The organism is Streptomyces sp. NRRL S-340 (assembly GCF_000720185.1).
Lineage (GTDB): Bacteria > Actinomycetota > Actinomycetes > Streptomycetales > Streptomycetaceae > Streptomyces.
On record NZ_JOIY01000018.1, the window covers coordinates 1 to 11,536 of the forward strand.

At 69.8% G+C, this 11,536-nt stretch carries 11 protein-coding genes, 1 rRNA gene and 1 riboswitch; of the genes, 11 read left to right on the forward strand and 1 reads right to left on the reverse strand.

Going from position 1 to position 11,536, the window contains the following annotated elements; all coding sequences use genetic code 11:
* Positions 1-39: 39 nt before the first annotated feature.
* From rrf to IG64_RS15950, 11 genes are all read left to right on the forward strand, one after another.
* Positions 40-156: ribosomal RNA gene (gene rrf, locus IG64_RS15900) — 5S ribosomal RNA — on the forward strand.
* A gap of 109 nt (positions 157-265) precedes the next feature.
* The gene (locus IG64_RS15905; protein WP_037856433.1) at positions 266-874 is read left to right on the forward strand and encodes a CDP-alcohol phosphatidyltransferase family protein; all 609 of its coding nucleotides are present in this window, start codon (positions 266-268) and stop codon (positions 872-874) included.
* 116 nt (positions 875-990) lie between these two features.
* Positions 991-3,486 carry a mannose-1-phosphate guanyltransferase gene (locus IG64_RS15910; RefSeq protein WP_037856436.1) on the forward strand — a complete coding sequence of 832 codons (2,496 nt, stop codon included), beginning with the start codon at positions 991-993 and terminating at the stop codon, positions 3,484-3,486.
* A 226-nt stretch (positions 3,487-3,712) separates the two neighbouring features.
* Positions 3,713-4,627 (forward strand): DUF881 domain-containing protein, encoded by a 915-nt coding sequence (locus tag IG64_RS15915; protein WP_107474267.1) that lies wholly within the window; start codon positions 3,713-3,715, stop codon positions 4,625-4,627.
* Positions 4,624-4,956 carry a small basic family protein gene (locus IG64_RS15920; RefSeq protein ID WP_003988855.1) on the forward strand — a complete coding sequence of 111 codons (333 nt, stop codon included), beginning with the start codon at positions 4,624-4,626 and terminating at the stop codon, positions 4,954-4,956. The genes IG64_RS15915 and IG64_RS15920 overlap by 4 nt, the downstream gene beginning before the upstream one ends.
* Positions 4,957-4,961: 5 nt before the next feature.
* Positions 4,962-5,798 (forward strand): DUF881 domain-containing protein, encoded by an 837-nt coding sequence (locus IG64_RS15925; RefSeq protein WP_037856442.1) that lies wholly within the window; start codon positions 4,962-4,964, stop codon positions 5,796-5,798.
* 61 nt (positions 5,799-5,859) lie between these two features.
* Positions 5,860-6,816, forward strand: a complete 957-nt coding sequence (locus tag IG64_RS38835; RefSeq protein ID WP_078884032.1) for an FHA domain-containing protein — start codon at positions 5,860-5,862, stop codon at positions 6,814-6,816.
* 39 nt (positions 6,817-6,855) lie between these two features.
* Positions 6,856-7,593, forward strand: coding sequence for a MerR family transcriptional regulator (locus IG64_RS15935; protein ID WP_037856448.1), 738 nt, complete (start codon positions 6,856-6,858; stop codon positions 7,591-7,593).
* A gap of 182 nt (positions 7,594-7,775) precedes the next feature.
* A complete protein-coding gene (locus tag IG64_RS15940; protein ID WP_026253112.1) occupies positions 7,776-8,249 on the forward strand; it encodes a bifunctional nuclease family protein in 474 nt (157 codons plus the stop codon).
* A 196-nt stretch (positions 8,250-8,445) separates the two neighbouring features.
* Entirely contained in the window at positions 8,446-9,090 is a 645-nt protein-coding gene (locus IG64_RS15945) for a MerR family transcriptional regulator (RefSeq protein ID WP_078884033.1), read from the forward strand.
* A 264-nt stretch (positions 9,091-9,354) separates the two neighbouring features.
* Positions 9,355-10,803, forward strand: coding sequence for a DNA polymerase IV (locus tag IG64_RS15950; RefSeq protein ID WP_078884034.1), 1,449 nt, complete (start codon positions 9,355-9,357; stop codon positions 10,801-10,803).
* Positions 10,804-10,937: 134 nt separating this feature from the next.
* Here the strand turns inward: IG64_RS15950 and IG64_RS15955 are convergent, their stop codons facing one another.
* Positions 10,938-11,315: a PRC-barrel domain-containing protein gene (locus IG64_RS15955; protein WP_037856452.1), complete on the reverse strand. Its 378-nt coding sequence runs from the start codon at positions 11,313-11,315 to the stop codon at positions 10,938-10,940.
* A 113-nt stretch (positions 11,316-11,428) separates the two neighbouring features.
* Positions 11,429-11,523, forward strand: a riboswitch (glycine riboswitch).
* The last annotated feature ends 13 nt before the right edge of the window (positions 11,524-11,536 follow it).

Below are 11,536 nucleotides of genomic sequence, written 5' to 3' on the forward strand. Positions count from 1 at the left end.
CCAGGTCACGGTGTGGTGCGGTTGACAGTTTCATAGTGTTTCGGTGGTCATAGCGTGAGGGAAACGCCCGGTTACATTCCGAACCCGGAAGCTAAGCCTCACAGCGCCGATGGTACTGCAGGGGGGACCCTGTGGGAGAGTAGGACACCGCCGAACTACCTTTACAGCTCTGGCTCTTGGGCGTACAGCCCAGGAGCCAGAGCTTTTTTGCGTTGAGGTAAGGTCAGACCGTAACGCAGGCACTTTTTTCCCAGGAGGCCCCCGGGTGGAGGTCCAGGAGACCCGTGTCCAGACGGACCGGGTCCTCACCATCCCGAACATCCTCAGCATGGCGCGCCTCGTCGGTGTGCCGCTGTTCCTGTGGTTGATCCTCAGGCCGGAGTTCGGCGGTCCCAAGAGCGATGGCTGGGCCCTGCTGGTGCTTGCACTGAGCGGTGTCAGCGACTATCTGGACGGCAAACTCGCCCGTCGCTGGAACCAGATCAGCAACCTCGGCCGGCTTCTCGACCCCGCTGCGGACCGGCTCTATGTGCTTTCCACTCTGGTCGGCCTCACCTGGCGCGAGATTCTGCCGGTCTGGCTGACCGCCGCTCTGCTGGCGCGCGAATTGATGTTGCTGGTGGCCGTCTCCGTCCTGCGCCGGCACGGCTACCCGCCGCCCCAGGTGAACTTCCTCGGGAAGGCCGCGACGTTCAACTTGATGTACGCCTTCCCCCTGCTTCTGCTCAGTGACGGAAGCGGATGGATCTCGTCACTCGCTGCGATTTTCGGATGGGCGTTCGCAGGATGGGGTACAACGCTCTATTGGTGGGCAGGAGTCCTCTACGTGGTGCAAGTCCGCCGTCTTGTCCGTGCGGACGCCATGGCCGACTGATCTCGCCCATTCAGGCAGCCGCGATGGCTCCGATGGCCCGCTTCGGAAAAGTGCGGGACAATCAGGGCGGGTGAAGTCGGCTAGTTCGTCGTCTCTTGGAGGAGGACGCTTCCGACATGAAGGCCGTCGTGATGGCCGGAGGCGAAGGCACGCGCCTTCGCCCTATGACCTCGAGCATGCCCAAGCCGCTCCTGCCGGTGGCCAACCGGCCGATCATGGAGCACGTTCTGCGGCTGCTCAAAAAGCATGGGCTGAATGAGACCGTCGTCACAGTCCAGTTCTTGGCGTCGCTGGTCAAGAACTATTTCGGTGACGGTGAAGAGCTCGGCATGGAGCTCACCTATGCCAACGAGGAGAAGCCACTCGGTACCGCCGGAAGCGTCAAGAACGCCGAGGAGGCGTTGAAAGACGACGCCTTCCTGGTCATCTCCGGCGACGCGCTGACCGACTTCGACCTCACCGACCTGATCCGGTTCCACAAGGAGAAGGGCGCGATGGTGACCGTGTGTCTCACGCGCGTGCCCAACCCCCTGGAATTCGGCATCACCATCGTGGACGAAGAAGGAAAGGTCGAGCGCTTCCTCGAGAAGCCGACCTGGGGCCAGGTCTTCTCCGACACGGTGAACACGGGCATTTACGTGATGGAGCCCGAGGTCTTCGACTACGTCGAGGCCGACGTTCCGGTCGACTGGTCCGGCGACGTCTTCCCTCAGCTGATGAAGGAGGGCAAGCCGATCTACGGCTATGTCGCCGAGGGCTACTGGGAGGACGTCGGCACCCACGAGAGCTACGTGAAGGCCCAGGCCGACGTCCTGGAAGGCAAAGTCGACGTCGACATCGACGGCTTCGAGATCTCGCCGGGCGTCTGGGTCGCCGAGGGGGCCGAGGTGCACCCCGACGCGGTGCTGCGCGGGCCGCTGTACATCGGCGACTACGCCAAGGTGGAAGCCGGCGCCGAGATCCGCGAGCACACCGTCGTCGGCTCGAACGTCGTCGTGAAGAGCGGAGCCTTCCTGCACAAGGCCGTCGTGCACGACAACGTGTACATCGGGCAGCACAGCAACCTGCGCGGCTGCGTCGTCGGCAAGAACACCGACATCATGCGGGCGGCCCGTATCGAGGACGGCGCCGTCATCGGCGACGAGTGCCTGATCGGTGAGGAATCGATCGTCCAGGGCAATGTGCGGGTGTACCCGTTCAAGACCATCGAGGCGGGCGCCTTCGTCAACACCTCGGTGATCTGGGAGTCCCGGGGCCAGGCGCACCTGTTCGGCGCCAGAGGCGTCTCCGGCATCCTGAACGTGGAGATCACCCCGGAACTGGCCGTACGGCTGGCGGGCGCGTATGCGACGACGCTGAAGAAGGGCTCCACGGTCACCACCGCCCGTGACCACTCCCGCGGTGCGCGGGCGCTCAAGCGGGCCGTCATCTCCGCGCTCCAGGCCAGCGCCATCGACGTACGGGACCTGGAGAACGTGCCGCTGCCCGTCGCCCGGCAGCAGACCGCCCGGGGCAGTGCCGGCGGCATCATGATCCGTACGACGCCCGGGGTGCCCGACTCCGTCGACATCATGTTCTTCGACGGGCAGGGAGCGGACCTGTCGCAGGGCAGTCAGCGCAAGCTGGACCGCGTCTTCGCGCGGCAGGAGTACCGGCGCGCGTTCCCCGGGGAGATCGGCGACCTGTACTTCCCGTCCAGCGTCTTCGACTCGTACACCGGTTCGCTGCTGCGCAACGTCGACACGACCGGGATCGCCGAGGCGGGCCTGAAGGTGGTCGTGGACGCCTCGAACGGCAGCGCAGGTCTGGTGCTGCCCAGTCTGCTCGGCAAGCTCGGCGTCGACTCGCTGACGATCAACCCCGGCCTCGACGAGTCCCGGCCGACGGAGACCGAGGAGATGCGCCGGTCCGGTCTGGTGCGGCTCGGTGAGATCGTCGCGTCCTCCGGGGCGGCGTTCGGCGTGCGCTTCGACCCGGTGGGCGAGCGGCTGTCGCTCGTCGACGAGAAGGGCCGCATCATCGAGGACGACCGGGCGCTGCTGGTCATGCTCGACCTGGTCGCCGCGGAGCGGCGCAGCGGCCGGGTGGCGCTGCCGGTCACCACCACGCGTATCGCCGAGCAGGTCGCCGCGTACCACGGCACCCAGGTGGAGTGGACGACCACGTCCCCCGACGACCTCACCAGGGTCGGCGGCGAGGAGGGGACGATCTTCGGCGGAGACGGCAAGGGCGGGTTCATCGTCCCTGAGTTCAGCAGTGTCTACGACGGTACGGCGGCGTTCGTACGGCTCATCGGACTGGTGGCGCGGACGCAGCTCACGCTCAGCCAGATCGACGCCCGGATCCCGCGGGCGCACGTCCTCAAGCGTGACCTGGCGACGCCGTGGGCCGTCAAGGGCCTGGTGATGCGCCGTGTCGTCGAGGCCGCCGGTGAGCGCTTCGTGGACACGACGGACGGGGTGCGGGTCGTGGAGACCGACGGCCGCTGGGTGATGGTGCTGCCCGACCCCGCGGAGGCGGTCACCCACCTGTGGGCCGAGGGCCCCGACGACGCCTCCGCGCAGGCCCTGCTCGACGAGTGGGCGGCCGTCGTCGACAGCGCAGGCCGGTAGAACCCGGCAGAACCCCGACGGCAGGACACGGCCGGTGCCGGTCCGGCACCGGCCGGTCCGGCCGTCGGACCGGCGCATCCGGCGTCGGTCCGGCCGGTCCGGTCGGGAGGACGGCGACGGACCCGTAGATCGGACGGCACGCCCGCGTGCCGGACAAGCGTCCCCAAGAGGGCCGGTCCGGCACGCCGGTGGGCCCGTTCGGAGGTAGTGCCCGCGGCGTGCGACGATGTGCGGCATGCCGCAGCAACCCCCCATTCGGAGCACACCCGCGCGGCCCTCCCGTCCGGACGCCTCCATGTCGTTGATCACCAACGTCATGGACCACAGCCTCGACGACGGTTACGCCGAGGCCGCCGCACGGAAGAAGTCGGCCGGCGAGAGCGGTCTGCCGAAGACTCTGCGGGCACGGCTCGGGCTGGCCGCCGGACTGGTCCTCGCGGCGCTCGTGGTGACCGTGGGAGCGGCTCAGGCGCGCGTTGCGGCCCCCGTCGTCGCCAAGGAGCGCCAGGAGCTGATCGACCGCATCGACCGCGAGACGGCGGCGGCGGACAAGCTCGAGAGCGGCGTGGACAAGCTCCGTGACGATGTGGGCGCACGGCAGCGCCAGGCACTCAGCCGCAGCGGCGGCAACGCGCAGGCCGACCTGGCGGGGATCCTGGCCGGCGCCACGGAGGTGCACGGCCCCGGCGTGAAACTCGTCGTGAACGACGCGAAGGAAGCCGGCACGGGCGGTGGCGGCAACCCGCGCGAGACATCGGGATTCTCCGACACCGGGCGGATCCGCGACCGGGACATGCAGCGCGTCGTCAACGGACTGTGGCAGTCGGGGGCCGAGGCCGTGTCGGTCAACGGGCAGCGGCTGACCGCCCTGTCCGCGATCAGAGCGGCGGGTGACGCCATACTGGTCGACAACAGACCGCTGGTGCCGCCGTACACGGTGCTCGCGGTGGGGGACGGGAAGCGGCTGAGCACCCGGTTCCAGAACAGCCCCGACGGGCTGTATCTGAACGCCCTGCAGGACAACTACGGCATCCGGACCGGTATCTCCGTGGAGAGCGACGTCCGGCTGCCCGCCGCACCGAGTGTGATCGTGCGGACCGCACAGCCGACCAGCGAGACATCTGAGAAGGGCACATCGTGATCGCCGTACTGGGCCTCGTCGTGGGAGTCGTGGCCGGCCTGTTGGTCCGGCCCGAGGTTCCGGCGGTCGTCGAGCCGTATCTGCCGATCGCCGTCGTGGCGGCCCTGGACGCCGTCTTCGGCGGACTGCGGGCCATGCTGGACGGCATCTTCGACGACAAGGTCTTCGTGGTGTCGTTCCTGTCGAACGTGGTCGTCGCCGCGCTGATCGTGTTCCTGGGCGACAAGTTGGGTGTGGGCGCCCAGCTGTCCACCGGGGTGGTGGTCGTCCTCGGCATCCGGATCTTCTCCAATGCCGCGGCGATCCGGCGGCACGTGTTCCGGGCGTGAGAGAGATGACCGACCAGGACGAACTGCCCGGGAACAGGCTCCGCAAGGAACTGCCCGCGGAGGTGCCCGCGCAGCACCCCGCAGGCACGGGCCGCCCCCAGGAGACGCCGGTACCCGCGCCGACCGGCCGGCAGCGGCTGGTGAAGGGGCTGTGGCCGCCGCGCTTCACCCGTGCCCAACTCGTCGTCGCCGTGCTGTTGTTCGGCCTGGGCTTCGGGCTCGCGATCCAGGTCGCCTCCAACAGCGACAGCGGCAATGCGCTGCGCGGCGCCCGGCAAGAAGATCTTGTTCGCATCCTCGATGAACTGGACGACCGTACTCAGCGTCTTGAGGACGAGAAGCAGGGCCTCGAGAAGCAGCGTCAGGAGCTGGAGAACAGCTCCGACCAGGCCGAGGAGGCCCGTAGGCAGACGGTCGAGAAGGAACGGCAACTCGGCATCCTCGCGGGCACGGTGGCCGCGCAGGGGCCGGGCATCACGATGACGATCGAGGACACGAAGGGGACGGTCCAGGCGGACATGCTGCTCGACGCGATACAGGAGCTGCGCGCGGCCGGTGCGGAGGCCATCGAGGTCAACGGCGTGCGCGTGGTCGCGAGCACCTATCTGACGGACTCGGGCAAGAGCGTGGACGTCGACGGGAACAAGATCAGCGCTCCGTTCCGTTTCAAGGTCATCGGCAAGCCGCAGGATCTGGAGCCGGCGCTCAACATCCCCGGAGGCGTGGTGCAGACCCTGGAGAAGGAGCAGGCCACCGTGTCCGTCGAGCGTTCGGACAAGATCGTCGTGGACGCCTTGCGAGCGGCGAAGCTGCCTGACTACGCTCGGTCGTCCTCCCAGTGAACCGGGGGTGCATGGCGGCCGTCCGGCAGGGGCATGAGGTTGCGGGGGGTCGGCGCACCGATTGGGTGGTGCGTGGTGGAAACTGTCTGGTGGATACGGACGTTGTGAGGATGTCCGGGTCGACCGGTGTACGCAGTCAGGGTTCGTCCTGCCCCACGGGCGGGTCTGTTTCGGTCAAGGGGAATCGCCCGTGAAGTTGTTTGCGAAGTTGTTCGGCAAGAGCGCGCGAGAGAGCGGCGACAACGCGACCGCCCGTCATCGCGCCCAGCCAGGGGCCGAGGGCCAGCGCCCGCTGTTCAGGGACCAGGTCGCTGGTCAGGGCGGTGATTTCTCCGGTGGCCAGGGCGCGCCGTCGGTTGACCCTGCCCAGGCCGGCGGCATAGGTTTCGGCCAACCGTCAGCCTCATCAGGTATGGGCGGGGGGTTCGCCCCTGACCCGTACGCGTCCCATTCCCCGGCGGGGCAGCCGCGGCAGGAGGATCCGTCCATGTCGGCCCTGGTGTGTACGAGGTGCGGTAACCGCAATGCGGACAGCAGCCGCTTCTGTTCCAACTGCGGTGCGCCGCTGAGGCCCGGAGCGGTGCCGGAGCGCGCGGCGGAGACGACGTCCACGATCTCGATCTCCGGTCTGGAGGCCTACGACGCGGAGGCCACCGGCCAGACGCCGATGCTGTCTCCCGAGGCGCAGGCGGCCGTCGACGCGCTGCCGCTGGGCTCGGCCCTGCTGGTCGTGCGCCGAGGCCCGAACTCCGGCAGCCGATTCCTGCTGGACGGGGAGCTGACCACGGCCGGTCGTCATCCGCAGAGTGACATCTTCCTGGACGACGTGACGGTCTCGCGGCGCCATGTGGAGTTCCGCCGCAGCCCGGACGGCTCGTTCACGGTCGCCGACGTCGGCAGCCTCAACGGTACGTACGTCAACCGGGAGCGGATCGACGAGGTCGCGCTGGCCAACGGCGACGAGGTGCAGATCGGCAAGTACCGGCTGGTCTTCTATTCGAGCCGGCAGGGCTACTGACCTCCCCGGACGCGGTCCGGGGAACCCCAGGGAAGGTCCATGCTTCAATCACCGAGCGGCGGTGCCGGCCACGGTACCGCCGCCGCGGACAGTGGGCTGATGAGCATCGGCGCGGTGCTGAACGCGCTGCGCGACGAGTTCCCCGAGGTCACCATCTCCAAGATCCGTTTCCTGGAGTCGGAGGGACTGGTCGAGCCGCGGCGCACCGCCTCGGGATACCGCAAGTTCAGCGCGGACGACGTCGAGCGCCTCGCCCGCGTCCTGCGGATGCAGCGGGACCACTACCTGCCGCTGAAGGTGATCCGCGAGTACCTGGACGCCGTCGAGCGGGGTGAGGCGGTCCAGCCGCCCGTGCTCGGCCGGCAGCGCGGCGGCGAGACGGTGCCGAAGCAGGCCGGGGCGCCGGCGGCCGCCCGGATCGGACGGGCCGGCCTGCTCGCGGCCGCGGAGGTCGAGGACGGAGAACTCCGGGAGTGGGAGTCCTACGGGCTCGTCACCCCACTGGAGGACGGGACGTACGACGCCGAGACGGTCACCGTCGCCTCGCTCATCCGTGAGCTGGGACGTTTCGGCATCGAGCCGCGTCACCTGCGGGTGATGAAGGCGGCCGCGGACCGGGAAGCCGGTCTGGTCGACCAGGTGGTGGCCCCGCTCAGGCGTCACCGCAATCCGCAGACCAGGGTGCACGCGGAGGACCGTACGAAGGAGCTGGCGGCGCTCACGATCAGGCTGCACGCCGCTCTGGTGCAGACGGCGCTCGGGGTGCGGCTGCCCTGACAGCCCGGGTGTGGCCACGCTGGGGGTCCCGGACGGCGCTGCCGAGGTCCGGGACGGGTGCTGGTAGGCGTCGCCCACGGCCGTCCCGGGGGAGCAAACCGGGACGCCGTCCGGCGGCCGGATCGTTCGCACGTTCCCGGCCCGACTACCCAAAGGTCCCGGGCACGGCCTAGGGTTGCTGTGTGAACGAGCTCGATGTCGTAGGTGTCCGGGTCGAAATGCCCTCCAACCAACCGATCGTGCTCCTGCGTGAAGTGGGAGGCGACCGCTACCTCCCCATCTGGATCGGCCCGGGGGAGGCCACGGCGATCGCCTTCGCCCAGCAGGGCATGGCTCCCGCGCGGCCGCTGACCCACGACCTGTTCAAGGACGTGCTGGAGGCCGTGGGCCAGGAGCTGACGGAAGTGCGCATCACGGACCTGCGTGAGGGCGTCTTCTACGCCGAGCTGGTCTTCGCCAGCGGAGTGGAGGTCAGCGCCCGTCCGTCCGACGCCATAGCGCTGGCGCTGCGCACCGGTACGCCGATCTACGGCAGTGACACGGTGCTCGACGACGCGGGCATCGCGATCCCGGACGAGCAGGAGGACGAGGTGGAGAAGTTCCGCGAGTTCCTCGACCAGATCTCGCCGGAGGACTTCGGCACCAGCAGCCAGTGAAACGCCCACATATGCCACCGGCCGGCGCGACGCCCTCAAGGCCTCCGCGAGACCATTCGGCTAGCCTTTCCCCGCGGTGGGGCACGGGAAACCACTCTTAGGGTGATTATCACTCGGCGTGCCGAGTGTGGCGATCGTTGACGCACCCCTGGTGACTGCCTACCGTCGAGGAGGCAGGTCAAGGACGGAGGTCGGCGTGAGAAGCAGCGGCGACGGTACGGCTGGGGGTGCCCCCGGACGCGAAGTCGGGGGAAGCGGTCCGTACCCGCTTCACGGCAGCGCGGCCGACCAGGCTCCGCAGCGGCCGGCGGCCGTGCCCAGCAGCAGAGGGGCGGCGTCCATGGCGTCCGAGCAGATCGGCTACCGGGGGCCCACGGCCTGTGCGGCGGCCGGCATCACCTACCGGCAACTGGACTACTGGGCCCGTACCGGCCTGGTCGAACCGAGCGTGCGGCCCGCTCACGGGTCCGGCACCCAGCGGCTGTACAGCTTCCGTGACGTCGTCGTCCTGAAGATCGTCAAACGGTTCCTGGACACGGGTGTGTCGTTGCAGAACATCCGGACCGCCGTGCAGCACCTGCGGCGGCAGGGCTTCAGCGACCTGGAGCGCATGACACTGATGAGCGACGGGGCGACGGTCTACGAGTGTGCCTCGCCCGACGAGGTGCACGCCCTGCTCCAGGGCGGCCAGGGGATCTTCGGCATCGCGGTCGGCGTGGTGTGGCGCGACGTGGAGAGCGCGCTGTCGCAGCTGCACGGCGAGCGGGTCGACACGGGGGAGACCCTGGTCGGCCACAATCCCGGCGACGAACTGGCCCGGCGCCGCAACCGGGCGGTCTGAGCGGCCCGGGGGCCGAGGGACCCCCGATCGCCCGGCGGGGTGGGTGGGCGCCCGGCAGACCGGCAACCCCGTGACGCGGGCCCATGGCCCCGCTCAGGACCCCCGCCGCGGGGCGCCTGCGCCCGGTGTCCCGTCCGCGCCCATGGAACCCGGACGGAAACGCGGAGGCCGGGCGGCCTCCTGCGCCCGGGGTGACCGCAGCGTGGGCGGAGAGCGCGAGCCCGTGGTGTGGCGTTGTCAGTGGCGTGGTGCAGCATCGGAGATGTGAGAACCGCGCCCACGATCCTGCATCTCGACATGGATGCCTTCTTCGCCCAGGCGGAGCAGGCGTCCAAGCCGAGCCTGCGGGGGAAGGCCGTCGTGGTGGGAGGACTCGGACCGCGCGGTGTGGTCGCCACCGCGTCCTACGAGGCACGGGTCTTCGGCGTCCACTCCGCTATGCCGATGGCCCAGGCGCGCCGGCTGGCGCCGAACGCCGCGTACCTGGTGCCGCGCTTCGGCTTCTACCGGTCCATCAGCGAACAGGTGATGGAGCTGCTGCGGGCCCTGTCGCCGCTCGTGGAGCCGCTCAGCCTGGACGAGGCGTTCGTGGACCTGGAGGCCGGGGGAGCGGCCTGGGACGAGGCCTCCGCCCGGCTGGCGGGAGCGAGACTGCGCGCCGACATCCGTGCCGTCACCGGACTGACCGGCTCGGTCGGACTGGCCGCCTCCAAGATGCTCGCCAAGATCGCCTCCGAGCAGGCCAAGCCCGACGGTCTCGTGCTCATCGAGCCCGGCACGGAGCGGGCCCTCCTCGGTCCCCTGCCGGTGCGGACCCTGCCGGGGGTGGGGCCCGCGACGGGGGACCATCTGCGGCGGGCGGGGATCCACACCGTCGACGAACTCGCCGAGGCCGGTGAGGCCGAACTGGTACGGCTGCTGGGCAAGGCGCACGGGCAGGCACTGCACGCCATGGCTCTGGCCCACGACGAGCGGCCCGTCGTCGCCGAGCGGGAGGCCAAGTCGGTGTCGGTCGAGGACACCTACGACGTCGACATCCACGACCGGCTGCGGGTCGGCCTGGAGGTCCAGCGGCTTGCCGACCGGTGCGTCCAGCGGCTGCGCGGTTCCGGGCTCTCCGGGCGCACCATCGTGCTCAAGGTGCGGCGCTACGACTTCTCCACCCTGACCCGGTCCGAGACGCTGCGCGGGCCCACCGACGACCCGGCGGTGGTCCGGGAGGCGGCGGCCCGGCTGCTGGACTCCGTGGACACCACCGGCGGGGTGCGCCTGCTCGGCGTGGGCGTGTCAGGGCTCGCCGACTACACGCAGGAGGACCTGTTCGCGCAGGCCGCCGGGGCGGGGACGGAGAGTCCCGCAGAGGAGTCGGCGGGGCCCTCCGTCCCCGCGGCGGCCCCGCAGGACACCGCGCCCGTCGAGCGCCACTGGCCCGCGGGCCACGACGTCACGCATGCCGAACACGGTCACGGCTGGGTGCAGGGCAGCGGCATCGGCCGGGTCACCGTCCGGTTCGAGACGCCCGGCTCGCAGCCGGGGCGGGTGCGGACCTTCCGTGTCGACGACCCGGCGCTGCAACCGGCGGACCCGTTGCCGCTGGTGCGGCGAAGACCGGCGGATCCGGCCGCGCAGTCCTCGGCTGCGCCGTCTTCGGCCGCCGCGTGTACCGCCGCCGCGCCTTCCGCGGGGAGCGGGGAGGCCGGCGGCCGGAACTGAGGGAAGCGGGGGAGGGAGTGCGACCTGCGGTACTGGACGGAGGAGTCCCCGGCCGGTGGCCGGTGCGGCGGCGGTGCCGGTGTGGGTGAGTCGGCGGGTGGACCGTGCCGCGCCCGGCCGGGGCCGGGGAACCTTCAGGAATCCTCCGAGCCCGATCCCGCCAGCTTGCCGAAGTCGCGGTCCGGGAGGGCTGCGGGCGGAGCGAGGTCGAGGCCGTAGTGGTGGTAGAGCTGGATCTCCTGCTCGGGGGAGAGGTGGCGGCCGACGCCGAAGTCGGGTGCCTCCTTGATCAGGGAGCGGTCGAAGGGGATGTGGAGGGCGCCCTCGACCAGTTCACTGGGCTCCAGGGGCACGAAGGCGTCCCGGGAGAACAGTCCGGTGCGTATGGCGGCCCACTCGGGCACTCCGGTGGCGTCGTCGAGGTAGACCTCGTCCACCGTGCCGATCTTGTTGCCGTTGCGGTCGAACGCCTTGCGGCCGATCAGGTTGCGCGGATCGATCTCGGTCAGCACGGTCCCTCCACTTGGTCGCACCTCATCCGTAAGCACTACAAAAGAGCACATTCGGCGGGGCGGCCACTCGAAGGCTCCGGCTCACGGGCCGCTGGTACCCTGGCAGCGGCTGCTGACCCCGTGCGGGAGAGTCCTCCAGCACGATCGGAGGCGCCGAAGGAGCAAATCCTCCCCGGAATCTCTCAGGCCCACGTACCGCACGGACGAGGTCACTCTGGAAA

Excerpts from the sequence above, each read along its gene's own strand:
- IG64_RS15910 (WP_037856436.1), top strand. The coding sequence starts at position 991 with ATGAAGGCCGTCGTGATGGCCGGAGGCGAAGGCACGCGCCTTCGCCCT.
- IG64_RS15915 (WP_107474267.1), top strand. The coding sequence starts at position 3,713 with ATGTGCGGCATGCCGCAGCAACCCCCCATTCGGAGCACACCCGCGCGG.
- IG64_RS15925 (WP_037856442.1), top strand. The coding sequence starts at position 4,962 with ATGACCGACCAGGACGAACTGCCCGGGAACAGGCTCCGCAAGGAACTG.
- IG64_RS15935 (WP_037856448.1), top strand. The coding sequence starts at position 6,856 with ATGCTTCAATCACCGAGCGGCGGTGCCGGCCACGGTACCGCCGCCGCG.